Genomic DNA, 25563 nt, shown 5'->3' on the forward strand with positions numbered 1-25563 from the left:
AGCTTTGAAGGACCTCCCATGTGCGGCATCGTCGGTGTGATTTCCAAGGCGCCGGTCAACCAGCTGATCTATGACGCGCTGCTGCTGCTGCAGCACCGCGGCCAGGACGCGGCCGGCATCGTCACGATGCAGGGCCACAAGTGCTTCATGCACAAGGCGCGCGGCATGGTGCGCGACGTCTTCCGCACCCGCAACATGCGCGCGCTGCCCGGCAACGTGGGCCTGGGCCAGGTCCGCTACCCGACCGCCGGCAATGCCTACTCCGAGGAAGAGGCCCAGCCGTTCTACGTCAACGCGCCCTACGGCATCGTGCTGGTCCACAACGGCAACCTGACCAACGCGCATGCGCTGAAGGACGAGCTGTTCGAGGTCGATCGCCGCCACATCAACACCGAGAGCGACACCGAGGTGCTGATCAACGTGCTGGCGCACGAGCTGGAGATGGCCGGCCGCGACCTGCCGCTGACGCCGGCGCAGATCTTCAAGGCCGTGGGCACGGTGCACAAGCGCATCAAGGGCTCCTACGGCGTGATCGCGCTGATCGCCGGCCATGGCCTGCTCGCCTTCCGCGATCCCTATGGCATCCGGCCGTTGTGCTTCGGCCAGTCGGGCGACGGCGAGGTGATGGTGGCCAGCGAGAGCGTCGCGCTCGAGGGCACCGGTCACACGCTGACGCGCGACCTCGCGCCCGGCGAGGCCCTGTTCATCGACACCAGCGGCACCATTCACACGCAGCAGTGCGCGGAGCACCCGACGCTGAACCCCTGCATGTTCGAGTTCGTCTACCTGGCGCGCCCGGACTCGGTGATGGACGGCATCTCGGTCTACCAGGCGCGCCTCAACATGGGCGAGACGCTGGCCCAGCGCCTGATCTCGACGATCCCGCCCAGCGAGATCGACGTCGTCATCCCGATCCCGGAATCGAGCCGCCCGTCGGCGATGCAACTCGCGCACCGCATCGGCAAGCCGTACCGCGAGGGCTTCGTCAAGAACCGCTACGTCGGCCGGACCTTCATCATGCCGGGCCAGTCCACGCGCAAGAAGTCGGTGCGCCAGAAGCTCAACGCGATCGGCCTGGAGTTCAAGGGCCGCAACGTGCTGCTGGTCGACGATTCCATCGTGCGCGGCACGACCTCCAAGGAGATCGTCCAGATGGCCCGCGAGGCCGGTGCCAACAAGGTCTACCTGGCCTCGGCCGCGCCGCCGGTGCGCTTCCCCAACGTCTACGGCATCGACATGCCGACGAAGGAGGAGTTGATCGCCCATGGCCGCTCGATCGAGGAGATCCGCCAGTTCATCGGCGCCGATGCGCTGATCTACCAGGACGTCGACGCGATGAAACGCGTCGTCGCCCAGCTGCGTCCGGGTCTGAACGGCTTCGAGGCCTCCTGCTTCGACGGCCAGTACATCACCGGCGACGTGTCGGCCGAGGACTTCGCGACGCTGCAGGCGCAGCGCAAGTCGCAGCCCGAGGAGGAGGACCTGCCGGCGCGCAGCCGCCTCGCGCTGCAGAGCGGCGGAGACCAGTGATGGCCAACGAAAAGCAAGGGGGCATCCCGCGCGTGGACCTGCCGGCCGACGCGCGCCTGGACACGCTCGCGGTCCGCGAGGGCCTGCCGCCGTCGCCCTGGGGCGAGAACTCCGAGGCGCTGTACCTGACCAGCTCCTTCGTGCATCCGGACGCGGCCACCGCCGCGCGCCGCTTCGCCAACGAGGAGGAGGCCTTCGTCTACAGCCGCTTCTCCAATCCGACGGTGATGATGATGGAGCGCCGGCTCGCGGCGCTGGAGGGCACCGAGGCCTGCATCGCGACGTCCTCGGGCATGTCCGCGATCATGCTGCTCGTGATGGGCCTGCTGAAGGCCGGCGATCACGTCGTGTGCTCGCGCTCGGTCTTCGGCTCGACGATCAAGCTGCTGCAGGGCGAGTTCGGCAAGTTCGGCGTCCAGACGACCTTCGTCTCGCAGACCGACCTGACGGAATGGAAGAACGCGCTGCAGCCCAACACCAGGCTGCTGTTCGCCGAGACCCCGACCAATCCGCTGACCGAGGTCTGCGATGTCGCCGCGCTGGCGGACATCGCGCACGGCCACGGTGCGCTGCTCGCGGTCGACAACTGCTTCGCATCCCCCGCGCTGCAGCAGCCGGCGAAGATGGGCGCGGACTTCATCATCCACTCCGGCACCAAGTACCTCGATGGCCAGGGCCGCGTGATCGCCGGCGCGATCTGCGCGTCGTCGAAACATGTGGACGAGGTGTTCACGCCGGTGATGCGTTCGGTGGGCATGTCGCTCTCGCCGTTCAACGCCTGGGTCGTGCTCAAGGGCATGGAGACGCTGTCGGTGCGCATGAAGGCGCAGACCGCCAGCGCCGCGCGGCTGGCCGAATGGCTGGAGGCCCATCCCGGCGTCGAGCGCGTCTATTACCCGGGCCTGAAGTCGCACCCGCAGCATGAGCTCGCGATGCGCCAGCAAGGCGGGCAGGGCGGGGCGGTGGTGTCCTTCATCGTCAAGGGCGGCGCCCGGGCGGCCGAGGACGGTGGTCGCGCCGCCGCCTTCCACGTGATCGACCAGACACGCATCTGCTCCATCACCGCCAACCTGGGCGACACCAAGACCACCATCACCCATCCGGCCAGCACCTCGCACGGCCGGCTCACCGAGCCGCAACGCCAGGCGGCCGGCATCACGCAGGGGCTGATCCGCGTCGCGGTGGGCCTCGAAGACATCGAAGACATCAAGGCCGACCTGGCCCGTGGTTTGAACTCGCTATGACCTCTCCCATCCGCACCCGCATCGCGCCGTCGCCGACGGGCTTCCTGCACCTGGGCACGGCCCGCACCGCGCTGTTCTCGTGGGCCTATGCGCGTCACCACGGCGGCGAATTCGTGCTGCGCATCGAGGACACCGATGTCGCGCGTTCGACGCAGGATTCGGTCGACCAGATCCTGGCGTCGATGAAGTGGCTGGGCCTCGACTACGACGAGGGCCCGGTCTATCAGATGCAGCGCCTGGAGCGCTACCACGCGGTGATCGAGCAGATGATCGCCGCGGGCACCGCCTATCGCTGTTACTGCTCGCCCGAAGAGCTGGCCGCGATGAAGGCCGGCCAGGAAGCGCGCGGCGAGAAGCGCCGCTACGACGGCACCTGGCGCCCGGAGCCAGGCAAGACGCTGCCGGTGATCCCGGCCGGCGTGTCGCCGGTGGTCCGATTCAAGAATCCGATCGACGGCGATGTCAGCTGGGACGACCTGGTCAAGGGCACCATCACGATCAACAACCGCGAGATCGACGACCTGATCCTGTTGCGTCCGGACGGCGTGCCGACCTACAACTTCGCGGTGGTGGTCGACGATTGGGACATGAAGATCACCCATGTCTTCCGCGGCGACGAGCACATCAACAACACGCCCTGGCAGATCAACCTGTTCAATGCGCTGGGCGCACCTTTGCCGGCCTTCGGGCACATCCCGGTGATCCTGGGCGATGACGGGCTGAAGCTGTCCAAGCGCCGCGGCGCAGTCAGCGTGACCGCCTACGAGGACAACGGTTATCTGCCCGAGGCGATGCTGAACTACCTGTCGCGCCTGGGCTGGAGCCACGGCGACGACGAGCTGTTCTCGCGCGAGCAGCTGGTGTCGTGGTTCGACGGCAGTCACATTTCCAAGAGCCCCGCGCAGTGGGACCCGGCCAAGCTGGAATGGGTCAATGCGCATTACATCAAGCTGGCCGATGACGCCCGTCTGGCGGAACTGGTGAGCGCTCAACTGGCCAAGCGCGGCCTGACCGCGCCGCAGCGGCTGGAGGCGATGTGCGGCCTGTTCAAGGACCGCTGCAGCACGACGGTCGCGCTGGCGGACTGGCTGGCGATGTACGTGTCGCCGGTGACGCCCAGCGAGGCCGACCGCGTGCAGCACTTGACCGACGCGGTCAAGCCGGCCGTGCTCGCGTTCGCCGACAAGCTCGAGGCGCTGGCCAGCTGGGACAAGGCTTCCATCAGCGCCGCCATCAAGGAAACGATCGCGGCGCACGGCCTGAAGATGCCGCAACTGGCCATCCCGGTGCGCGTGCTGGCCTGCGGCCGCGCGCAGACGCCGTCGGTCGATGCGGTGCTGGAACTCTTCGACAAAGAAATTTTGTTGAACCGCTTGCGTTCCGTTTAAAACTCGTTCTATACTCTCGTTCTCGCTTGAACAGCGCGTTGTTCGAAACGAACTTCGAAGCAGCAGACGGCGAATCAAATCGGGGAGCGCGAGCTCCCCGATGAGATTCAAAGGCAGCTGAATCGAATCGGTTCGAATCCCCAAAGGGGGTATAGCTCAGCTGGGAGAGCGCTTGCATGGCATGCAAGAGGTCAGCGGTTCGATCCCGCTTACCTCCACCAAACTTCGGTTTGCGTGGCGCGCGGTTCAAGGAAGAAGGTTCAGTCCCCTTCGTCTAGAGGCCTAGGACACCACCCTTTCACGGTGATTACAGGGGTTCGAATCCCCTAGGGGACGCCAAGTTTTCGAGCTTGGTTACTGACTGAGATTGAACGCGAAATCGAAAATTCTTCGGAACTCGATTTGAGCGTTGTCAAAATCAGGTATAGTAACGAAATCGACGCAGAGAAGCGATCAAGTCATTGATCGAATCAAAGCGAGACCAGTTTGATGCGAAGGAATCGAAAGATTCTGAGTATCTGGAGTGGTAGTTCAGTTGGTTAGAATACCGGCCTGTCACGCCGGGGGTCGCGGGTTCGAGCCCCGTCCACTCCGCCAACACAGTTGAGGCTCGGGCAGCGTACCGATTCGATGCGTCAGCATTCGGGGGTATAGCTCAGCTGGGAGAGCGCTTGCATGGCATGCAAGAGGTCAGCGGTTCGATCCCGCTTACCTCCACCAGATTTCTTGGGAGTCTGGGTTGCCGGTACGCATTGACCGAGTCACAGCAAGAAGGTTCAGTCCCCTTCGTCTAGAGGCCTAGGACACCACCCTTTCACGGTGATTACAGGGGTTCGAATCCCCTAGGGGACGCCAAGTTTGACAAGGCTTGGCTGCATCGCGGTTCCGAATGGATCCGTTGGCTCGCAGCGAAACTTGTTCGCGAACGATATCGACGCGCTCAACAGCGTCGTATCTGGAGTGGTAGTTCAGTTGGTTAGAATACCGGCCTGTCACGCCGGGGGTCGCGGGTTCGAGCCCCGTCCACTCCGCCAATATTGAAACCCTGTCGATGCAAGTCGGCAGGGTTTTTTCTTTTGCCCGTTCCGGTCTCATTCCGGTTAAGGCGGGCCACGCCTGCGGAGTATTCAGAAGTCCGGATACTCGCGCTTGCGCTGGGCGGTATAACTCCACCAATCTCTGGGCGAGGCACCATTCATGAAATCGACGGCCGCCATATAGGTATCCAGCACGCAGGGATCGTGGCGCTTGCCGGTCAGTTTGCAAATCCGCTGATAGAGCGCAAATGCATCGGCGCCGATGAGATCCGCGGGCTGCCGAATCCCCATCGATTCCAAATCCCGAACCATCGCAGGACCGATGTTGGGAATTTGCCGCAGCGTGAGGCATTCAGCGGCCGAAGCCGCTTTCGTGTGCGTCTTTCGCGCAGCCATGCGGCACTCGTACCCGCTCAGTGAAACCCGCCGGAGCGGATCAATCCGACGGCCAAGCCTTCGATGGCGAACTGCTCATCCGGCGTGACCTCGATCGGGGCGAAATCGGCGTTCTCCGGGAGAAGTCGGATGCCGTCCGGATGGCGTTGGAAGCGCTTCACGGTGACCTCGTCACCCAGGCGCGCGACGACGACTTGGCCGTTGCGCGCTTCGCTGATCTTCTTCACGGCGAGCAGGTCGCCGTCCATGATGCCGATGTCCTTCATGCTCATGCCTTTCACGCGCAGCAGGAAGTCCGGCGCCTTCGAGAACATCGAGGGGTCGACGCTATAGTGCTGCTCCACATGTTCCTCGGCGAGGATGGGCGCGCCGGCAGCGACCCGGCCGACCAGCGGCAGCGTCAGTTGCGCCAGGCTGGCCAGCGGCAGGGCGAACTGGCTGTGCTCCCGGGCGCGGTTGACCTGGCGCAGCGCGGTCGACGGCAGGCGGATGCCGCGCGCGGTGCCCCCCACCAGTTCGATGACGCCCTTGCGGGCGAGCGCTTGCAGGTGTTCCTCGGCGGCGTTCGCGGACTTGAAGCCGAGTTGCTGCGCGATCTCGGCGCGCGTGGGCGGCGAGCCGGTGCTCTCGATGCTGTCGCGGACCAGATCGAAGATCTGTTGTTGGCGGGCGGTGAGTTTGGGCGGTGTATCCACGAGCACAGGCCTTTATTCCATGGAGGACTGGTTGGAATGCAAAACGGCTTCGAGGGTTCGAAAGCCGCCTGAGAATCCATCCAGCATCTGGATTTTTATACAGGAGACGACAAATTGCAAAGCGCGCCCCAGACCCTCGTGATCATCGGCACCGGCGGGACGATCGCCGGCGCCTCCGGCACCGCCACGGACAACGTCGGCTACAAGGCGGGTTCGCTGTCGGTGGGGTCGCTGGTGAAGGCGGTCCCGGCGCTCGCGGCGAGGTCGCTGGAGGCTGAACAGCTGGCCCAGCTCGACAGCAAGGACATGGATCACGCCACCTGGGCGCGGCTGGCGAAGCGGGTGCGGGAGCACCTGGACCGGCCCGAGGTCCGCGGCGTGGTGATCACGCACGGCACCGACACGCTGGAAGAGACCGCCTATCTGCTGCAGCGCGTGCTGGCGCCGGAGAAGCCGGTCGTGCTGACCGCCGCGATGCGGCCGGCGACCGCCATCCAGGCGGATGGTCCGCAGAACCTGCTGGACGCCGTGGCCGTTGCCGAGAGCGAAGGCGTGCGAGGCGTCATCGCCGTCGTGGCGGGGCAGGTCTGGTCCGGGCTCGAGCTGCGCAAGACGCACAGCTACCGGCTCGACGCCTTCGAGGCCGGGCCTGACGCCGGGCCGCTGGCCGTGGTGGAGGAGGGCGTCGTGCGGCGCTTCCGCGATTGGCCGGGGGGCGAGGCGCTCGGCGCGGCGCTGTTGCCGGAGGACGCGACCCAGTGGCCCTGGGTGGAGGTGCTCGCCAGCCATGCGGGCGCCGATGCGCGGTCGCTCGAAGCCTGGCGAGCGGCCGGTCTCCAGGGGCTGGTGCTGGCGTGCACGGGCAACGGCACGGTGAATCAGGTGCTCGAGGCGCCGGTGCGCGCGCTCAAGGAGGCCGGCGTGCCAGTGTGGCGGACGACGCGGTGCGCGCAGGGACGCATCGTGGGCGCCGGCGATGAGCCCGCCGCCGCGCTGTCGCCGTGGGCGGCGCGTGTCGAGTTGATGCTCAGCCTGCTGCAACGCTGAACCACAGCCGTCGCGAGTGGCTTCGTCAGTCGCGACGGAGCGAAGCGTCGACGGCTGGACCCATGAATGAAAAAGCGCCGGCATGACCGGCGCTTTTCTTTGTGCTCGATCCGGTGGTGACCGGGCGCCGCGGAAGGCTTAGACGATCGTCAGCGTGACGTCGACGTTGCCGCGGGTGGCGTTCGAGTAGGGGCAGACCTCGTGGGCATCGGCCACCAGCTTTTCCAGCTGCGCGCGGTCCATGCCCGGCACCGAGATCTTCATCGCCACGGCGATGCCGAAGGCGCCCGGCTTGTTGGCGTGCGGGCCGATGCCGACTTCGCTGGTGATCGAGACTTCGGCCGGCAGGGCGACCTTGTTGCGGGCCGAGACGGCCTTCATCGCGCCGATGAAGCAGGCGGAATAGCCTGCGGCGAACAGCTGTTCCGGGTTGGTGCCGGCGCCGTCGTCGCCGCCCAGCGCCTTGGGCGTGGACAGCTGGACCTTCAGGCGGTCGTCGGACGATTGCGCGGTGCCGGAGCGGCCGCCGGTGGCGGTGGCGGTGGCGGTGTAGAGGGCTTTTTCGATGGCCATGTGGGGCTCCTTGGTGGTGAGGGGAAAGAACGCTTGGGGTCAGGGGTTGCCGTCCTCGCCGTCGCTCTCCGTGAGCGCGGCGGGATCGGCGGCGGAATCTGCGGCGAGGTGGGTCAGCAGGTTGGTGCGCAAGGCCTGCAGACGGCGTGTCAGCGATTCGAGCTCGGCCGGCCCGCAGGCGCTGGCGCAGGCCAGTTGCTCGGGAATGCCTACCGCCTGATCGCGCAGTGCGCGGCCAGCGGCGGTCAGATGGATTTCGACGCGGCGCTCGTCGCCGCGGGCGCGCTGGCGCTCGATCAGCGCGCTGGCCTCGAGCCGCTTCAGCAGCGGCGTGAGCGTGCCGGAATCCAGGCTCAGACGCTGTCCCAGCTCCGAGACGCCCAGGCCCTCCGTCTCCCACAGCACCAGCATCACCAGGTATTGCGGGTAGGTCAGGCCCAGCGGCGCCAGCAGCGGCTTGTAGAGCTTGGTCATCGCCAGCGAGGTCGAATACAGCGCGAAGCAGAGCTGAACGTCCAGCTTCAGCCAGTCGGTGCCGGCGGGCATCGAGGGCTGGCCACCAGCGGTGCTGACGGCGGCAGCGTCCTTTTGGCTGGGAGGGATCGTCTTCGGCATGGGATGAAATGTAGCGAGCAATTCAATTGCACACAATTGAAATGGTCTTTGTCCGCTGTTGAGGCGAACTATCGATGCCTGGGGCGAGCGCCGCCAGCACGGAAAAAGGGGACGCGAAGGAGCCCCACCCGTCCGAAGCCACCTATTCGACGCCACCCGTTCGAAGGTCTCGGTGATATCACCCTCTTCCGCGTTGCGGGAGAGGGAGGGGTGAGGGCAAAGCCCTGCGCAGATCGCTGAGCCTTTCCCCGCAGCCCTTCACGCGACAGGTGAGGGGCATGACAGGGTGCGAGCGCTCAGCCTGCGGATTGAATCGCGTCGACTTGCTCGCTCAGTTCCAGCCAGCGCATCTCGGCTTCGTCGATCTCATCGCCGATGGCCTTCAGCCGCTTGCCTGCGTCGGCGATCTGCGCGGGCGTCTGGCCGGGGTTGGAGAGCTGCGCTTCCAGCGCTGCGCGTTCCTCCGCCCAGGCCTTCATCTTCGCGTCGATCTGCTCCATCTCCTTGCGCAGCGGGCGCGTCTGCTCATTGAGCTTCTGGCGGGCCTGGCCGCTGAGCTTGCGGTCCTCGCGCTTGACGGGCGAGGGCGCGGGCGCCGCGGCGGGTGGAGGCGCGACGGCCGGGGCCGGTGCAGCTGCAACGGGCGGTGCCTCAGCCTTGCCAGTGGCCCGCGCCTCGCGAATCGCCTGCTTGGCCTGTTCCTTCGCCAGCTTCGCGGCCTCCTTGGACTGCTCCAGCAGCCAGCGCTGGTAATCGTCGAGGTCGCCATCGAAGGGCGCGAGCTTGCCGTCGGCCACCAGCCAGAACTCGTCGCAGACCTCGCGCAGCAGCGCGCGGTCGTGGCTGACCAGCATGACGGTGCCTTCGAACTCGTTGAGCGCCATCGACAGCGCCTCGCGCGTCTGCAGGTCCAGGTGGTTGGTCGGTTCGTCCAGCAGCAGCAGGTTGGGGCGCTGCCACACCAGCATCGCCAGCACCAGCCGCGCCTTCTCGCCGCCGGACAGGCTGCCGACCTCCTGGTTCACCATGTCGCCGACGAAGCGGAACTGGCCCAGGAAGTCGCGCAGTTCCTGCTCGCGCGCATTCGGGCTGACCTCCTTGGTCAGCCGGATCATGTGCATCAGCGGCCCCTCGTCGGGTCGCAGCACGTCCATCTCCTGCTGCGCGAAGTAGCCGATCGACAGGCCCTTGCCCTCGGTGATCGTGCCGCCCATCGCGCGCTGCATGCGCGCCACCGTCTTCACGAAGGTCGACTTGCCCTGGCCGTTCGCGCCCAGGATGCCGAAGCGCTGGCCCGCCAGCACGGAGCGGTCGATGCCGCGCACGATGACCTTCTCGCCCTCGTCCGTGTCGTAGCCCACGGACACGGTGTCGAACATCAGCATCGGATTCGGAAGGTTCAGCGGCTCGCGGAACTCGAAGCTGAAGTCCGACGCGGTGAGCACCGGCGCCAGCTTCTCCATGCGTTCCAGCGCCTTCACGCGGCTCTGCGCCTGCTTGGCCTTGGAGGCCTTGGCCTTGAAGCGGTCGATGAACTTCTGCAGGTGCGCCATGCGCTCCTGCTGCTTGTCGAAGGCCTGCTGCTGCTGGAGCATGCGCTCGGCGCGCATCGACTCGAAGGCGGTGTAGTTGCCGCCGTAGCGATGCAGCTTCGCATCGTCCAGATGGAGCGTGACCTTGGTGATCGCGTCCAGGAATTCGCGGTCGTGGCTGATGATGATCAGCGTGCCTTCATAGCGCTGCAGCCAGGCTTCCAGCCAGACCAGGGCGTCCAGGTCCAGGTGGTTGGTGGGCTCGTCCAGCAGCATCAGGTCGGACGGGCACATCAGCGCGCGCGCCAGCTGCAGCCGCATGCGCCAGCCGCCGGAGAAGCTGTTCACCGGCGCATCGACCTGCGTGCCCTTGAAGCCCAGGCCCATCAGCAACGCCTGCGCGCGGGCCGGGGCGTCGAGGCTGCCGGCGTCCATCAGCTGCGCGTAGGCATCGGCGATCGCATGGCCGTCATCGGCCGCTTCCGCGTCGGCCAGCGCCTGGCGGGCGGCCATCAGCCGGATGTCGCCCTCGAGCACGAACTCGGTGGCCGGCATGTCGGTCTCGGGCATGTGCTGGGCGACCTCGGCCAGCGCCCAGTGGCGCGGAATCTCGACGTCGCCCTTGTCGCTGTGCAGCCGGTCGGTCAGGAGCGCGAAGAGGCTGGACTTGCCCGCGCCGTTGCGTCCGACCAGGCCGACCTTCTCGCCGGGCTGCAGCACGACGCTCGCATCGTCCAGGACGACCTTGGTGCCGCGGCGCAGCACCACGTTGCGCAAGGTGATCATGCGGACGCTCCCTCGGCGCCGAAGCCGGCCGCCACCAGCGCCTCGCGCGTCAGCAGCAGCACCTGGTCCTCGCCGGCCGAGGTCTCGAGCCAGGCCGCTTCGAGCTGCGGGAAGGCAGCCTCGAAGAACGCGCGCTCGTTGCCGATCTCCAGGACCAGCACCGCATGCTCGTTCATCCGCGCCGGCGCGTCAGCCAGCAGCCGGCGGATGAAGTCCATGCCATCGGCGCCGCCGGCCAGCGCGAGCTCGGGCTCGGCGCGGTATTCGTCGGGCAGCGCGGCCATCGAGGCGCTGTTCACATAGGGCGGATTGCAGAGGATCAGGTCATACGCGCCCTGGGCCGGCGCCAGGCCGTCGCCCTGCAGCAGCCGCACGCGGTCGGCGAGTTGATGGCGCTCGACGTTGATCGCCGCGACCGCGAGCGCGTCCGCGCTCAGGTCGATCGCGTCGACCGACACCTCCGGCCAGGCCATCGCCGCCAGCACGGCGAGGCTGCCGTTGCCGGTGCACAGGTCCAGCACGCGGGTGGTCTGGTCCGACAGCCAGGCATCGATGGTCGCGTCGGCGAGCAGCTCCGCGATGAAGCTGCGCGGCACGATTGCGCGCTCGTCGACGTAGAAGGGCACGCCCTGCAGCCAGGCCTCGCGCGTCAGGTAGGCGGCCGGCTTGCGGGTGGCGATGCGCCGCTCGACCAGGACCTCCACCTTCTCGCGGCCCGCGTCGTCGACGGGCTCGCCCGCATGCGCGTCCAGCGCGTCCAGCGGCAGGTCCAGCGCCCACAGGCTCAGCCAGGCGGCCTCGTCGAAGGCGTTCGTGGTGCCATGCCCAAATGAAACGCCCGCCTCGGTGAGGCGGGCGGCCTGGGCCTCGATCAATTCCAACAGCGTCACAGCAGCAAATTCTCCAGCGTGCGGCGGTAGATGCGCGTCAGCGGCGCGATCTGGTCCAGCGGCACGTATTCATCGATCTTGTGGATGCTCGCATTGAGCGGTCCGAATTCCACCACCTGGGGGCACAGCTTGGCGATGAATCGCCCATCCGAGGTGCCGCCGGTCGTGGAGAGTTCGGTGGTCACGCCGGTTTCGGCCTCGATGGCGGCGCTGATCGCGGCCGACAGCGCGCCCACCGGTGTCAGGAAGGGCTCGCCCGAGAGCGACCAGTCCAGCGTGTACTCCAGCCCATGGCGATCGAGCAGCGCGTGCACTCGTTGGCGCAGCGTGTCGGGCGTCGATTCGGTCGAGAAGCGGAAGTTGAAGTCCACCACCAGCTCGCCGGGGATCACGTTGCCCACGCCGGTGCCGGCGGCGATGTTGGAGATCTGGAAGGTCGTCGGCGGGAAGTAGGCGTTGCCGCCGTCCCACTCGGTCACCGCGAGTTCCGCCAGCGCCGGCGCGGCCTGGTGCACCGGATTGCGCGCCAGCTGCGGATAGGCGACGTGGCCCTGGATGCCGATCACGCGCAGCTTGCCCGACAACGAGCCGCGGCGGCCGTTCTTGACCGTGTCGCCGAGGCGCTCGACCGAGGTCGGCTCGCCGACGATGCAGTAGTCCAGCCGCTCGCCGCGGGCGCGCAGGCGCTCGACGCAGACGACCGTGCCATCGCGCGCCGGGCCTTCCTCGTCGCTGGTCAGCAGGAAGGCGACGCTGCCGCGGTGTTCCGGATGCGCGGCGACGAAGGTCTCGGCCGCCACCACCATCGCCGCCAGCGAGGTCTTCATGTCCGCCGCGCCGCGCCCGTAGAGGCGACCGTCGCGCACGGTGGGCACGAAGGGATCGCTGCTCCACTTGGCCAGATCGCCGGTGGGGACGACATCGGTGTGGCCGGCGAAGACCAGGACCGGCGCTTCCGCCGCGGCGCCGCGGCGCACCGCCCACAGGTTGCTGACGCGGAAGTCGTCCGGCCCGCTGTCCATCCGTTCGAGCGCGAAACCGGCCGCTTCCAGCCGGGCGCCGATGAGCTCCAGGCAGCCGGCATCCCGCGGCGTCACCGACGCGCGGGCGATCAGCTGCTCGAGCAGCGCAAGGGTGTCGTCGTCCATGGGATCAGGGTGGGCGGGCATCAACCCGGCTGCACGTCCAGCGTGATCGAGGTGAAGTTGGCGGTGTCCTCGGCCGGCTCTTCCTTCTTCGACGCGCCCGGGCCGCCGGGCTTGACGCCGGGACCGTCGTTCTGCAGGCGCCAGAGCAGGTTGGTCGGCGAGTCGGCGAAGGCCAGGCCTTCCTCGCGGGTGATCGTGCCCTCGGTGATCAGCTTGGCGAAGTGCTCCTCGAAGCTCTGCGAGCCTTCGGCAATCGACTTCTCCATCGCCTCCTTCACGCCGGCGAAGTCGCCTTGCTCGATCAGCTCGGCGATCAGCTTGGTGTTCAGCAGGATCTCGGTGACCGGCACGCGGCCGCCCGCGGCGGCGCGCACCAGGCGCTGCGAGATCACCGCCTTCAGGCCCGCGCCCAGGTCGTTCAGCATCGCCGGGCGCGACTCCGGCGTGTAGAAGGACATGATCCGGTTGAGCGCGTGGTAGCTGTTGTTGCCGTGCAGCGTGGCGACCACCAGGTGGCCCGACAGCGCGTACGAGATCGCGGCGGTCATCGTCTCGCGATCGCGGATCTCACCGATCAGGATGCAGTCCGGTGCCTGGCGCAGCGCGTTCTTCAGCGCGGTGTTCAGCGAGGCGGTGTCGCGGCCGACCTCGCGCTGGTTGACCAGCGAGCGCTTGTTGGTGAACAGGTATTCGATCGGATCCTCGATCGTGAGGATGTGACCGGTCATCGTCTGGTTGCGGTGCTCCAGCATCGACGCGAGCGTGGTGCTCTTGCCGGTGCCGGTGGCGCCGACCATCAGGATCAGGCCCCGCTTCTCGGTGATCAGCTTGCCCAGGACGGGGGGCAGGGACAGGCTGTCCAGCGTCGGGATGACGTGCGGGATGTGGCGGAACACCGCCGCGATCGAGCCGCGCTGGCGGAAGCCCGAGAGCCGGAAGCTGCCGACCTTGGGAATCGAGACCGCCATGTTGAGCTCGCCGTTGGCGTCGAGCTCGGCCAGGTGCTGCGGGTCGAGGACCTCGGAGATCAGCGCCCGCGGCTGGGCTGGCGTCAGCAGCTGGTCCGACAGCTGCAGCATCTGCCCGTTGATCCGGATCAGCACCGGCATGTTGGCCGACAGGTAGGTGTCGGACGCGCCTTTCTCGGCCATCAGGCGCAGGATGCGCTCCATGTTTCCAGTGCTCATCTCCGTCCCTTCCAAAGCGGATAGTTCGTTTTACCAAGCGGAGCCCTGAGGCTGGCTCTGCCAGGCTCAGGGGCTCGCCCCCTCTTGAGGGGGCCGGCGAAGCCGGTAGGGGGTGGGCCCGATTCAGGCGCGCAGCAGTTCGTTGATGGAGGTCTTGGCGCGTGTGCCGGCGTCGACCTTCTTCACGATGATCGCGGCGTACAGGCTGTACTTGTCGTTCTTGGGCAGGCTGCCGCTGATGACGACCGAGCCGGCCGGCACGCGGCCGTAGGAGACGGTGTCGGTCTCGCGGTCGTAGATCGGGGTGCTCTGGCCGATGTACACGCCCATCGAGATCACCGAGTTCTCCTCGACGATCACGCCTTCGACGATCTCGGAGCGGGCGCCGATGAAGCAGTTGTCCTCGATGATGGTCGGGTTGGCCTGCAGCGGCTCCAGCACGCCACCGATGCCCACGCCACCGGACAGGTGGACGTTTTTGCCGATCTGGGCGCAGGAACCGACGGTGGCCCAGGTGTCCACCATCGTGCCCTCGTCGACGTAGGCGCCGATGTTCACGTACGACGGCATCAGCACCACGTTCTTCGCCATGAAGCTGCCACGGCGGGCCACGGCCGGCGGCACCACGCGCACGCCGGTGGCGCGCAGTGCCTCGTCGCTCATGCCGCCGAACTTGGTCGGGACCTTGTCGAAGAAAGTCATGTCGCCGGCGCCCATCTGGCGGTTGTCGTTCAGGCGGAAGGACAGCAGCACGGCCTTCTTGACCCACTGGTGCACGGTCCACTCGCCGACGGCCTTGCGCTCGGCCACGCGCAGCGTGCCGGCGTCCAGGCGGGCCAGGACCTCGTCCACGGCGGCGCGGACTTCCGGGCTGTTGGCCGAGGTCAGGTTGGCGCGGCCTTCCCAGGCCAGGTCGATGATGGATTGCAGGTCTTGCGTCATGGTGGGGATCTCGAGGATTCGATCGATTCGGGTCGGTGGGACACGTCCGGCGGCACGCGCGGTGCCGCGCGGCGGGACGGATCAGGCGGAGGTCTTGAGTTGCTTCGCGAAGGAGACGATGCGGTGGGCGGCTTCCAGGCATTCGGCCTGTCCGGCCACCAGCGCCAGGCGGATGCGGCCGGCGCCCGGGTTGAGGCCGTGGGCGTCGCGGGCCAGCAGGCTGCCGGGCAGAACGCCGACATTGTATTGAGCGAGCAAGCCCTGGGCGAAGCCAATATCGTTACCGTCTGGCACCGCCGCCCACAGGTAGAAACCCGCGTCGGGCAGGGCCACGTCCAGCACCTGCGCCAGCAGCGGCGTGACGGCTGCGAACTTGGCGCGGTACTGCGCGCGGTTCTCGATCACGTGGGCTTCGTCGTTCCAGGCGGCGATGCTGGCGGCCTGGATCAGCGGGCTCATCGCCGAGCCGTGGTAAGTGCGATAGAGCAGGAAGCGCTTGATCCAGGCGGCGTCGCCGGCGACGAAGCCCGAGCGCATGCCCGGCACGTTGGAGCGCTTGGACAGGCTGGTGAAGGCGATCAGGTTGCGGAAGTCCGGCCGGCCGAGCTGGACCGCGGCCTGCAGGCCCGACAGCGGCGCGGCGTCGGGTCCATCGCGGAAATAGATCTCGGAGTAGCACTCGTCCGACGCGATCACGAAGCCATGCCGGTCGCTGAGTTCGAACAGCGTCTTCCACTCGGGCAGCGGCATCACCGCGCCGGTCGGATTGCCCGGCGAGCAGACGTAGAGCAGCTGCGTGCGGGCCCAGGTGGCGTCGTCGATCTGCGACCAGTCGGCGGCGAAGTTGCGCGCCGGGTCGGAGTTCGCGAAGGCGGGCGTGGCGCCGGCCAGCAGCGCGGCGCCTTCGTAGATTTGATAGAACGGATTCGGGCAGACGACGGTCGCGCCCGGGCGGCTCGGATCGATCACGACCTGCGCCAGTGCGAACAGCGCTTCCCGCGAACCGTTGACCGGCAGGATCTGCGTGGCCGGATCCAGGCTCAGCGCGTAGCGGCGCTGCAGCCAGCCCGCGATGGCCTCGCGCAGCTTGGGCTCGCCGGCCGTGGCGGGGTAGCTGGACAGGCCCTTCAGGTTGGCCATCAGCGCGTCCTCGACCAGCTTGGGTGCCGGGTGCTTGGGCTCGCCGATGCCCAGCGAGATCGGGCGGTAATCGGGGTTGGGGACGATGCCCTGGGTCAGGGTGCGCAGGCGCTCGAAGGGATAGGGGTTCAGGAGCGCCAATCGCGGGTTGACCGGGGGAGGGGCCGCGGGATCGGCCAGGGGCGAGGCGGGGGACGTGCTCATGCGCGGAATCATAGGCGGGCCCTTCGCGGCGGCCGTACTCGGCTGGACAACGCTGGGTTGACGCTCAGAGCGAGCCTCGGCAGCCGGGCGCGCCGCAGCGGCAGGGCAGGCGGCCCTCGTGGTGGGTCACGCCGTAGTCGACGGTGATCTCGTCGCCGGGGCGCAGGTCCTCGGTCGCGAAGAAGCTGACCTCGCCGTCCTCGACCTGGATGCGGGCGTTGGGCCGGCAGCTGTGGTTGGTGAAGCGCATCGCGTCCTGCGAGCGGCTGGCGTCGATCGCCCGCGCCGGCGAGAGTTCCACCAGCATCAGCCGGCGGCTCTCCTGCGCGCGGCGCCGGGCCTCGGCCACGGTGATCGATTCGCCGGTCAGCAAGCCCAGCCGCGTGCCGGCCGGGATGTCCTCGGCGGCGAACACGCCGTAGCCGTCGATGCGGCTGCGCTTGAGCGCGACCGCGACGAACTGCGTGGCGCTGTCGTAGGCGAGGGCCATCCGGCGGGAGCTGGTGCGGGATGCGAGGCGCGGATCAGCGCAGCAGGCCGGTCTCGAAGCCGTGCGCCGGCAGGTCCACCGCCGGCAGCGGCTTCCAGCCCTTCTTGCGGTGCTCGGCCACGACGTTGGTGTAGATGCCGCCGCGCACGTACCACTTGGCGGTGATGCGGATGAAGCGCGGATTGGTCACCTTCACGATGTCCTCGAGGATGGTGTTGGTCACCTTCTCGTGGAACGCGCCTTCGTCGCGGTAGCTCCAGAAGTACATCTTCAGGCTCTTGAGCTCGACGCAGTACTGGTCCGCGATCATGTCGATCGTGAAGTGCGCGAAGTCCGGCTGGCCCGTCAGCGGGCAGTGGCAGGTGAACTCTGGGATCTGGAACTGGATGACGTAGTCGCGCTCCGGGGCCGGGTTGGGGAAGACGTGGATCTCCTTGCTGGGCCGGCTGGGCGGGTTGGGCGGCATCTCGCGCATCTTGGGCGCGACGGCGGGTTTGGCGGTCGGTTTGGCGGCCTTGGCGCCGGCCTTGGCGGCCGGCTTGGCGGAGGGATTCTTGGCCATGGGGCTGGGGAAAAGACGAAGGGCGCGATGGTATCATCCGCCGCGAACCGGACGCCCCTTCAAGGGGCGTTTCCACAATCAAATCAAAGACTTGGCTCACATTCCGGGCAGGTCATGGTTCGAACGTCTCGATGCGACTGAACTCGATCAAGCTCTCGGGCTTCAAGTCCTTTGCCGATCCGACGAACTTCCAGCTGCCCGGCCAGTTGGTCGGCGTGGTCGGCCCCAACGGCTGCGGCAAGTCCAACATCATGGATGCGGTGCGCTGGGTGCTGGGCGAAAGCAAGGCCAGCGAACTGCGTGGCGAGTCCATGCAGGACGTGATCTTCAACGGCTCGGGCAACCGCAAGCCGGCCAGCCGCTCGAGCGTGGAACTGGTGTTCGACAACACCAGCGCGAGAGCCGGCGGCCAGTGGAACCAGTTCACCGAGATCGCCGTCAAGCGCGTGCTGACGCGTGACGGCACGTCCAGCTACTTCATCAACAACCAGCCGGTGCGCCGGCGCGACGTGCAGGACGTGTTCCTGGGCACCGGCCTGGGCCCGCGCGCGTACGCCATCATCGGCCAGGGCACGATCAGCCGGATCATCGAATCCAAGCCCGAGGAACTGCGCATGTTCCTCGAGGAAGCCGCCGGCGTCTCCAAGTACAAGGAGCGCCGCCGCGAGACCGAGAACCGCCTCAAGGACACGCGCGAGAACCTGACGCGCGTCGAGGACATCCTCCGGGAGCTCAACAGCAACCTCGAGAAGCTGGAGCGCCAGGCCGAGGTCGCCGCGAATTACCGCCACCTGCAGGACCAGGGCACGCTGAAGCTGCACCAGCTGTGGTTCCTGAAGCACCGCGACGCGGCCGGCGAGGCCGCGCGGGTGAAGACCGAGCATGCGGAGGCGGTCAACGCGCTCGAGGCCAAGATGGCCGAGCTCCGCCAGCTCGAGGCCGAACTCGAGACCATCCGCCAGGCCCATTACGGCGCCGGCGACGAGCTGCATGCCGCGCAGGGCCGCATGGCCGAGGCGCAGATGGAGGTCAGCCGGCTCGAGGAGCGCATCCGCTATGTCGTCGAAGGGCGCCAGCGGCTGGAGCAGCGGCTGGTCGAGCTGCAGGCGCAGAACCAGCAGTGGCAGGAGCGCGCCGAGCAGGCGCAGCTGGAACTGGACGACGTCGCCACCCAGATCGCGCAGGCCGAGGAGCAGAGCGAGATCCTCGCCGCCCAGGCCGAAGACCAGGCGATGAAGCTGCCCGAGGTCGAGGACCAGGTGCGCGCCGCGCAGGCGCGCGCCAACGAGCAGCGCACGCAGGTCACGCAGGTGCAGCAGCAGATCCAGGTGCTGGCGGCGGAAAGCCGCAGCGTCGACGAGCAGCTCAAGGGCCTGCGCGGCCGCCGCGAGCGCCTGGCGCAGGAACGCCAGGGCCTGGCCGCGCCGCAGCACGACAAGCTCGATGAGGTGAAGCGGCTGTCCGTCGCCGCCGACGAGCAGCAGGCGGTGGCCGACGCGCGGCTGGCGGAACTGGCCGAGGCCGCGCCCGCCGCCGACGAGGCGCGCCAGCAGGCCCAGCAGGAATCGCAGCAGCAGGCCGCGAAGCTGACCGACATCGTCGCGCGCCTGACCGCGCTGCGGGCGCTGCAGGAGAAGGTGCAGACCGAGGGCAAGCTCAAGCCCTGGCTGGCCAAGCACGGCCTGCAGGACATCAAGGGCCTGTGGACGCAGCTGCACATCACGCCCGGCTGGGAGAACGCGCTCGAGGCGGCGATGCGCGAGCGCATGGGCGCGCTGTCGGTGGGCCGGCTGGAGACGGTGCAGGCCTTCGCGTCCGATCCGCCACCGGCGCGACTGGCGTTCTACTCGCTGCCCAGCGGCGACATCGCCAACACGCACCGCGCGCTGCCGCCGCTGACCGACCAGCTCAAGCTGGAGTCCAGCGGCCTGAAGGCGCTGATGAACGACTGGCTCGAGGGCATCTACACCGCGGAGTCCATCGCGGACGCGCTGGCGCAGCGCCCCAAGCTCAGCCACGGCGAACTCATCATGACCCGCGAGGGCCACGCGGTGAGCCAGTTCGCGGTCAGCTTCTACGCGCCGGACTCCGAAACCGCCGGCCTGCTGGCGCGCGCGCAGGAGATCGAGAACCTGGAGCGCGAGCAGCGCGCGCAGACGCTGATCGCCGACGAGTCGCGCGCCCAGGCGGTCCGCGCCGAGGCCGTCTACACCGATGCGTCGCAGCGCCTGGCGGTGGTGCGGCGCGAAGCCTCCGAGACGCAGGCCCGTGCCCATCAACTGCAGGTCGAGCTGCTGCGCCTGGCGCAGCAGACCGAGGCCGCCGTCGCGCGCCGCACGCAGCTCGATGACGAGCTGGGCGAGATCGACGCGCAGACCGAAGCGCTGATGGAGCGCCGCATGGAGGGCGAGGCGCGCTTCGAGGAATTGGACCTGCAGCTCGCGGCGACGCAGGAAAAGCACGCCGAGCTCGACGAGTCGGTGATCAACGCCGAGCGCAAGCTGACCGAGGCGCGCGAGCATCAGCGCGTGCTGGAGCGGCGCGCGCAGGAGGCGGTGTTCAGCGCCCGCGCGCTGGCGGCCAAGCGCGGCGAGCTGCAGCGCAGCATCGAGACCTCGCGCCAGCAGGTGCAGGTCAACGAGCAGACGGTGCAGAACATGGCGCAGGAGCGCGCCGAACTGGACGACGCCGCGGCGCAGGCCGGGCTGCAGGACGCGCTGGCGCTGAAGATGGAGCGCGAGCAGGCGCTGGCCCTCGTGCGCGCCAACTACGACGACCTCAGCCAGCGCCTCAAGCGCAGCGAGGAGCAGCGCATGACGATCGAGCGCGCGCTCGATCCGCTGCGCGAGCGCATCACCCGGCTGCAGCTCGACGAGCAGGCCGCCGCGCTGGGCGGTCAGCAGTTCATGGAGCAGCTGGTGGCGCAGAACGTCGACCTCGAGGCGCTGGCCAAGGGCATCGAGGAAGGCGGCGTGAAGCTGTACGGGCTGCAGGGCGAGATCGACCGCATCAACCGCGACATCGCGGCGCTGGGCGCGGTGAACCTGGCGGCGCTGGACGAGCTGGGCGCCGCGCGCGAGCGCAAGACCTTCCTGGACTCGCAGTTCGCCGACCTGACCAGCGCAATCACCACGCTGGAGGACGCGATCCACAAGATCGACCTGGAGACCCGCGACCTGCTGGGCTCCACCTTCAACCAGGTCAACGAGCATTTCGGCCGCATGTTCCCGAGCCTCTTCGGCGGCGGCCAGGCCAAGCTGGTCATGACCGGCGACGAGATCCTGGATGCCGGCGTGCAGGTGATGGCGCAGCCGCCGGGCAAGAAGAACTCGACCATCCATCTGCTGTCGGGCGGCGAGAAGGCGCTGACGGCGATCGCGCTGGTGTTCGCGATCTTCCAGCTGAATCCGGCGCCGTTCTGCCTGCTGGACGAGGTCGACGCGCCGCTGGACGACGCCAACACCGAGCGCTACGCGCGGCTGGTGTCGGAGATGAGCAAGATCACGCAGTTCCTGTTCATCTCCCACAACAAGATCGCGATGGAGATGGCCAAGCAGCTGATCGGCGTGACGATGCAGGAGCAGGGCGTGTCGCGCATCGTGGCGGTGGACATGGAATCCGCGCTGGCGATGGCCGAGCAATGAGGATGACGACGGTGATCGCGGCGCCTGTGGGGCACGAGGCGCGCGAGGCCGCAGGAGCAAACGAGCGATGACGACGGACTGGAACCTGACGACGCTGTTGGCCGCGCTGGGCGGCGTGGTGCTGGTGGGGCTGCTGGCGCAGGGCTGGTGGAGCGCGCGCAAGGCGGGGCCGCGACGCGCGGAGCCGCTCGCGCCGGTGGGCGACCGTCAGGAGCCCAGCCTGGGTGCCGGCGGTGCCGCGCCGGGCCAGGCGCCGGTGACGCTGGACGGCGCCGCCGACGGGGAGCCGCTGCCGGACCTGCGGACGCTGGACGAGACCGTCCCGGCGGTGGCCCGCACGCGCAAGGCCTCGACCCGCATCGATGCGCTGATCGACGCGATCGCGACGCTGGCGCCGGACTCGCCGGTGAGCGGCGAGATGGCGCTGTCGCACCTGCCGGGCAGCCGACGCGCCGGGACCAAGCCCTTCCAGATCGAGGGCTTGAACGCGGACAGCGGCGAGTGGGAGCTGCCGCATCCGGGCCAGCGCTACGGCGAGTTCCAGGCGGGGCTGCAGATGGCCAACCGCAGCGGCGCGCTCAACGAGATCGAGTACTCGGAGTTCGTGCAGAAGATCCAGGGTTTCGCGGACGGCATCGGCGCGATGCCGGAGTTCCCCGACATGCTGGACGTGGTGGCGCGGTCGCGCGAGCTCGACCAGTTCGCGGCCAGCCACGACGCGCAGCTGGCGATCGTGCTGCGCGCCCGGGGCGCGGCCTGGACGCTGGGCTTCGTGCAGCAGGGCGCGCTGCGCCACGGCTTCGTGCCGGGCGCGATGCCGGGCCGGCTGGTGCTGCCGTCGGCCGAGGAGGGCGCGCCGCCGCTGCTGACGCTCAACTTCGATGCGCAGGCGGCGCTGGCGGACGATCCGCAGGCCTCGTCGCTGCGTGAGCTGACGCTGTCGCTGGACGTGCTGCAGACGCCAGAGGCGCTGGAGCCCTTCGCGACCTGGCAGGAGTCGGCGCGCAACCTGGCGCGCGACTTCGAGGCCGACATCTGCGACGACCGCAACCAGGTCCTGAACTTGCATGCGTTCCAGTCCATCGGGCAGGAACTGGCGGAGCTCTACAAGTCGCTGGCCGCGCGCGACCTCGCGGCAGGCAGTCCGGTGGCGCGGCGGCTGTTCAGCTGATGCCGGCGGTTCTCGCCGACGACGAAGACGGGCGCCCTCGGGCGCCCGTTTGCATGGGAGCGCCGCATGGCGGCGTCGCGCACAAGTTCGAGTGGGCGTGACTGCGCGTTCTTCTAGGCATGGACTCGGTTGGCAGGGATTTCGGTCATCGTGTGACGGACGCGCGATCGGCACAGTGGTGGACCTCTGTGTTGATGGACGCGGCCTCGGTAACGAGGTACCGATGACGAAGTGATCGAAACTCTTGACCCTCGAGCCGTTTCAATGTCGAAGCCCGCCAGCACGATGCCCGGGATCGATGCCTTGGCCTTTCCGAGTGATCCTGCGCCGGAAGTCAATGCGCATGTCTTCATACTTGCTACGACGTTCGGGTCGAAAGCGCAACTGGCGGCCTTGCTCCAGGTGAGCCCGGCGACGGTCGAGCAGATGGACCGGGACCGGCAACTGTTCAGCTTCGTCAGCCGATCCAAGCGATATCGGCTGTATGGCCTCTATCAGGCATTGCCGGAGGTGGCCGGTGCGCCGCTGAAGGCCATCCTTGCCCGCTTCTACGGGGCCATTGATGCCAGGCAGACGTGGATGACGGAGCAGCACTTCGCCTCCTTCTTCAGGGCACCCAACAACATGCTGGCGTGGGCGACGCCATTGGAAGTGTTGTTGGGACATCGGCTGTACGACGCGCCGATCGAGCAGGAAGCCGCATGGCTGTATGCACAGGACGCTTCCTGCCGCCTTCGCGCCGTGCTCGGCGCGGCGCACGACGAACTGATGCATCGGAGGAACTGATGGACGACGTCCAAGTGCCCGTGCGCGTGCCGCCGTTCCGTGGGCAGGAACTCCAATTGGAACTTCTCGATGCGGGGACGGTCACGCTGTTGCGGTCCTATCAGCACCCCAACGCAGATTGGGAGCCTCCACCTGTTGAGTTCCGTACCAACCGAGTCGATCCCCCGCCAGGGCACGGTGAGTCCTTCGCCGTCATGTACACGTCGACCAACATTCAATCGAGCGCAATGGAGGTCCGCGCGCTGTTCTGGGACGCGGATGACGATCGCTTCTACTGGGACGAAGATGCGGCCTCCAAGTTCCATGTGGTGAGGTTCTCACCGGGACGACCGGCGATCTTCATCCCTATCGACGGGCGAAATCGTGCGGCGTTCCGTCTTCAGGGAAAGCTGGAACCCAGCTACGAATCGACCCGTTGGATCGCCTTGGAGCTATATCGCCGATACGGGCATCTCGTCCACGGCATCAGCTACGAGTCCTTCCACCGTCATCAGTTGGGTCGCGTGTATGCGATCTGGCATTCGCGCAAGGATGATCTGGACCTCTCGGCCAGCGCGGAGCGACCTCTGCTCACCGAAGATGCGGAGTTTCTGGCCTTTCTGGCGGCCCACCCTTTCATCGACCTGCTGCGAACGGGCCCGACCCCGAACCCGCAAGGGAATCCGGCACTCGCCGCGGCCTAGGTCTTTGCCATGGCCCGGCATTCCGCCGAGTTGGCCAGCAAGCGCCGCACCTCGTCATCGGTGGTCTGCTCGAAAGTCTCGTACCACTGCCCGACCGAGCGGAAGCGCTCCGGCGTCTGCCCGCAGACGACCTCGTCCGCGTCCTGCGAGATCAGGTGGCAGGTTTCAGCCGCCGAGACCGGCACCGCCACCACGATGCGTGCCGGTTGCAGGTCGCGCAGCGCCTGCACCCCCGCGCGCATCGTGGCCCCGGTGGCCATGCCGTCGTCGACCAGGATCACCTGCCGCCCCTCGATCGCGGGCATCGGCCGGTCGCCGCGGTAGAGCCGCTCGCGCCGGTGCAGCTCACGCATCTCCGCCCGCGTGACGATGTCGATGGCCGAGTAGCTGATCGCCAGCTGCTGGATCACCTGCGTGTTGAGCACCCGCACGTCCCCCGACGCGATCGCGCCCATCGCGTACTCGGGCTGGCCGGGCAGGCCGAGCTTGCGCACCACCAGGATGTCGAGCGGCGCGTCCAGCGCCCGCGCGATCTCCGCCGCCACCGGCACGCCACCGCGCGGCAGCGCCAGCACCGTCACGTCGTCCCGGTGCGCATAGGCGGCCAGCCGCAGCGCCAGTTCGCGTCCCGCGTCGCGCCGGTCAGCGAAGCGACGCCCCGCGGCCGTCGACGGCGCGGCATGCGTCGCCGCATCGGGCATCTCGGGGGACGGGCGGACAGGCAGCATGGCGTGGGTCTCCGGGGTCATGGTGGTCTCGCAGGGACGCTGTTTCCATCCCCAGTTCAGAGCAAGCCGGGTGCCCGCCGCGGCCCGCCGGCTCGGGCGCGTCATTTGCCGCTCCGGCATTCCCAGGACGCTGCCCCGCCGAGGTCCCCATGCCGTCTCGAAGCTCTTCCTCCACGACCCGCACCACTCGCAAGGCGCCGCCGCGTGCGTCCGGTCGCTCCGGCGCGGGCGCGCGCCGCACGCGTGCCTCCAATGCCGACCATGCCGCGCACGGCAAGTCCTCCGGACGCGGCGCGGCGCGCGGCGACAGCGACGACGCGCCGGCCGCCCGGCGAGCGATCTGGAAGGGCGCCATCAGCTTCGGCCTGCTGCACGTGCCGGTGTCGCTGTATCCCGCCTCGCGCGACCAGCGCGTCGACTTCGACTGGCTGGACAAGCGCAGCATGGATCCGGTCGGCTACAAGCGCATCAACAAGCGCACCGGCAAGGACATCGACAAGACGCAGATCGTCAAGGGCGTGAAGCAGGACAACGGCGATTACGTCCTGGTCTCCGACGACGAGATCCGCAAGGCCTATCCCACCACCACGCAGACCATCGAGATCGAGACCTTCGTGCCGGCCACGCAGGTGTCCTTCGTCTACCTGGAGAAGCCGTACTACCTCGAGCCCATCGGCAAGTCCGGCAAGGTCTACGCGCTGCTGCGCGAGGCGATGTCGGACGCCGGCCTGATCGCGATCGCGCGGCTGGTGATCCACAGCAAGGAGCACCTGGCCGCGCTGCTGCCCGCCGGACCGGCGCTGATGATCGGCATGCTGCGCTGGGCCAACGAGATCCGCCCCTGCGACGACCTGAACCTGCCCGCCGAAGGCAAGTCCGCGCACGGCTTCAAGCCCAGCGAGCTGCAGATGGCCCGGCAGCTGATCGACGAGATGAGCAGCGACTGGCATCCCGAGGACTACCACGACGAGTTCACCGCCGCGATCCGCGAACTGATCGCGCGCAAGGTCGAGGAGGGCGAGACCGAGACCGTCACGCCGCTCGAGGCCGCGCCCGAGGCGGGCGAGGAGGGCGGCAACGTCGTCGACCTGACCGAGCTGCTCAAGCGCAGCCTGGGTGGCAAGTCCAGGAAGAAGTCGGCCTGA

The 25563-nt window shown here is 68.0% G+C and carries 22 protein-coding genes and 6 tRNA genes; 15 read left to right on the forward strand and 13 right to left on the reverse strand.

Annotation, left to right across the window (positions count from 1 at the left end; all coding sequences use genetic code 11):
* Positions 1 to 18 precede the first annotated feature (18 nt).
* The 9 genes from purF to BM393_RS08335 all read left to right on the forward strand — a co-directional run bounded on the left by purF (position 19) and on the right by BM393_RS08335 (position 5196).
* Complete coding sequence (gene purF, locus BM393_RS08295) at positions 19 to 1530, forward strand: amidophosphoribosyltransferase (RefSeq protein ID WP_091724326.1); 1512 nt, start codon at positions 19 to 21, stop codon at positions 1528 to 1530.
* Positions 1530 to 2774, forward strand: a complete 1245-nt coding sequence (locus BM393_RS08300; RefSeq protein WP_091724327.1) for an O-succinylhomoserine sulfhydrylase — start codon at positions 1530 to 1532, stop codon at positions 2772 to 2774. The genes purF and BM393_RS08300 overlap by 1 nt, the downstream gene beginning before the upstream one ends.
* Positions 2771 to 4162 (forward strand): glutamate--tRNA ligase, encoded by a 1392-nt coding sequence (gene gltX, locus BM393_RS08305; RefSeq protein ID WP_091724328.1) that lies wholly within the window; start codon positions 2771 to 2773, stop codon positions 4160 to 4162. Before BM393_RS08300 ends, gltX begins: the two co-directional genes overlap by 4 nt.
* Before the next feature lie 145 nt (positions 4163 to 4307).
* Positions 4308 to 4383 (forward strand) — tRNA-Ala (locus tag BM393_RS08310).
* Positions 4384 to 4425: 42 nt separating this feature from the next.
* Positions 4426 to 4501: transfer RNA gene (locus tag BM393_RS08315), tRNA-Glu, on the forward strand.
* A 181-nt stretch (positions 4502 to 4682) separates the two neighbouring features.
* Positions 4683 to 4759: transfer RNA gene (locus BM393_RS08320), tRNA-Asp, on the forward strand.
* A gap of 47 nt (positions 4760 to 4806) precedes the next feature.
* Positions 4807 to 4882: transfer RNA gene (locus tag BM393_RS08325), tRNA-Ala, on the forward strand.
* A 59-nt stretch (positions 4883 to 4941) separates the two neighbouring features.
* A tRNA-Glu gene (locus BM393_RS08330) sits at positions 4942 to 5017 on the forward strand.
* Between the two features lie 102 nt (positions 5018 to 5119).
* Positions 5120 to 5196, forward strand: a tRNA-Asp gene (locus tag BM393_RS08335).
* A 93-nt stretch (positions 5197 to 5289) separates the two neighbouring features.
* Here the strand turns inward: BM393_RS08335 and BM393_RS08340 are convergent.
* Positions 5290 to 5595, reverse strand: a complete 306-nt coding sequence (locus BM393_RS08340; RefSeq protein WP_091724329.1) for a helix-hairpin-helix domain-containing protein — start codon at positions 5593 to 5595, stop codon at positions 5290 to 5292.
* A 17-nt stretch (positions 5596 to 5612) separates the two neighbouring features.
* Positions 5613 to 6290: a transcriptional repressor LexA gene (gene lexA / locus BM393_RS08345; protein WP_091725216.1), complete on the reverse strand. Its 678-nt coding sequence runs from the start codon at positions 6288 to 6290 to the stop codon at positions 5613 to 5615.
* A 114-nt stretch (positions 6291 to 6404) separates the two neighbouring features.
* Here lexA and BM393_RS08350 point away from each other — a divergent pair, with 114 nt between their 5' ends.
* Entirely contained in the window at positions 6405 to 7337 is a 933-nt protein-coding gene (locus BM393_RS08350) for an asparaginase (protein ID WP_091724330.1), read from the forward strand.
* 138 nt (positions 7338 to 7475) lie between these two features.
* Here BM393_RS08350 and BM393_RS08355 read toward each other — a convergent pair whose 3' ends face one another.
* The 10 genes from BM393_RS08355 to queF all read right to left on the reverse strand — a co-directional run bounded on the left by BM393_RS08355 (position 7476) and on the right by queF (position 17310).
* Positions 7476 to 7910 (reverse strand): organic hydroperoxide resistance protein, encoded by a 435-nt coding sequence (locus BM393_RS08355; protein WP_091724331.1) that lies wholly within the window; start codon positions 7908 to 7910, stop codon positions 7476 to 7478.
* Positions 7911 to 7949: 39 nt separating this feature from the next.
* Positions 7950 to 8456 (reverse strand): MarR family winged helix-turn-helix transcriptional regulator, encoded by a 507-nt coding sequence (locus tag BM393_RS08360; RefSeq protein WP_254783402.1) that lies wholly within the window; start codon positions 8454 to 8456, stop codon positions 7950 to 7952.
* Between the two features lie 365 nt (positions 8457 to 8821).
* Positions 8822 to 10843, reverse strand: coding sequence for an ATP-binding cassette domain-containing protein (locus BM393_RS08365; protein ID WP_091724333.1), 2022 nt, complete (start codon positions 10841 to 10843; stop codon positions 8822 to 8824).
* Positions 10840 to 11733 (reverse strand): 50S ribosomal protein L3 N(5)-glutamine methyltransferase, encoded by an 894-nt coding sequence (gene prmB / locus BM393_RS08370; RefSeq protein WP_091724334.1) that lies wholly within the window; start codon positions 11731 to 11733, stop codon positions 10840 to 10842. The genes BM393_RS08365 and prmB overlap by 4 nt, the downstream gene beginning before the upstream one ends.
* Positions 11730 to 12881 carry a succinyl-diaminopimelate desuccinylase gene (dapE, locus tag BM393_RS08375; protein ID WP_091724335.1) on the reverse strand — a complete coding sequence of 384 codons (1152 nt, stop codon included), beginning with the start codon at positions 12879 to 12881 and terminating at the stop codon, positions 11730 to 11732. The genes prmB and dapE overlap by 4 nt, the downstream gene beginning before the upstream one ends.
* Positions 12882 to 12901: 20 nt before the next feature.
* Entirely contained in the window at positions 12902 to 14068 is a 1167-nt protein-coding gene (locus BM393_RS08380; protein ID WP_091724336.1) for a PilT/PilU family type 4a pilus ATPase, read from the reverse strand.
* A gap of 123 nt (positions 14069 to 14191) precedes the next feature.
* The gene (gene dapD / locus BM393_RS08385; protein ID WP_091724337.1) at positions 14192 to 15010 is read right to left on the reverse strand and encodes a 2,3,4,5-tetrahydropyridine-2,6-dicarboxylate N-succinyltransferase; all 819 of its coding nucleotides are present in this window, start codon (positions 15008 to 15010) and stop codon (positions 14192 to 14194) included.
* Between the two features lie 81 nt (positions 15011 to 15091).
* The gene (dapC, locus tag BM393_RS08390) at positions 15092 to 16354 is read right to left on the reverse strand and encodes a succinyldiaminopimelate transaminase (protein ID WP_091724338.1); all 1263 of its coding nucleotides are present in this window, start codon (positions 16352 to 16354) and stop codon (positions 15092 to 15094) included.
* A gap of 64 nt (positions 16355 to 16418) precedes the next feature.
* Positions 16419 to 16844 carry an SET domain-containing protein gene (locus BM393_RS08395; protein WP_221213749.1) on the reverse strand — a complete coding sequence of 142 codons (426 nt, stop codon included), beginning with the start codon at positions 16842 to 16844 and terminating at the stop codon, positions 16419 to 16421.
* Between the two features lie 34 nt (positions 16845 to 16878).
* Positions 16879 to 17310 (reverse strand): preQ(1) synthase, encoded by a 432-nt coding sequence (gene queF, locus BM393_RS08400; protein WP_091725219.1) that lies wholly within the window; start codon positions 17308 to 17310, stop codon positions 16879 to 16881.
* Positions 17311 to 17537: 227 nt separating this feature from the next.
* On the opposite strand from queF, the gene smc reads away from it, so the two are divergent.
* The 4 genes from smc to BM393_RS08420 all read left to right on the forward strand — a co-directional run bounded on the left by smc (position 17538) and on the right by BM393_RS08420 (position 23690).
* Positions 17538 to 21050 (forward strand): chromosome segregation protein SMC, encoded by a 3513-nt coding sequence (smc, locus tag BM393_RS08405; protein WP_091724339.1) that lies wholly within the window; start codon positions 17538 to 17540, stop codon positions 21048 to 21050.
* 67 nt (positions 21051 to 21117) lie between these two features.
* A complete protein-coding gene (locus tag BM393_RS08410; RefSeq protein ID WP_254783280.1) occupies positions 21118 to 22221 on the forward strand; it encodes a cell division protein FtsZ in 1104 nt (367 codons plus the stop codon).
* Between the two features lie 264 nt (positions 22222 to 22485).
* Positions 22486 to 23007, forward strand: coding sequence for a hypothetical protein (locus BM393_RS08415; protein WP_091724340.1), 522 nt, complete (start codon positions 22486 to 22488; stop codon positions 23005 to 23007).
* Entirely contained in the window at positions 23007 to 23690 is a 684-nt protein-coding gene (locus BM393_RS08420) for an RES domain-containing protein (protein WP_175538229.1), read from the forward strand. The genes BM393_RS08415 and BM393_RS08420 overlap by 1 nt, the downstream gene beginning before the upstream one ends.
* On the opposite strand, the gene BM393_RS08425 is transcribed toward BM393_RS08420, so the two are convergent.
* Entirely contained in the window at positions 23687 to 24418 is a 732-nt protein-coding gene (locus tag BM393_RS08425; RefSeq protein ID WP_254783282.1) for a phosphoribosyltransferase, read from the reverse strand. The genes BM393_RS08420 and BM393_RS08425 overlap by 4 nt on opposite strands.
* A 149-nt stretch (positions 24419 to 24567) precedes the next feature.
* On the opposite strand from BM393_RS08425, the gene BM393_RS08430 reads away from it, so the two are divergent.
* Positions 24568 to 25563 carry a Ku protein gene (locus BM393_RS08430; RefSeq protein ID WP_091724342.1) on the forward strand — a complete coding sequence of 332 codons (996 nt, stop codon included), beginning with the start codon at positions 24568 to 24570 and terminating at the stop codon, positions 25561 to 25563.

The sequence above is a fragment of the Mitsuaria sp. PDC51 genome (assembly GCF_900113225.1).
Taxonomy (GTDB): domain Bacteria; phylum Pseudomonadota; class Gammaproteobacteria; order Burkholderiales; family Burkholderiaceae_C; genus Roseateles.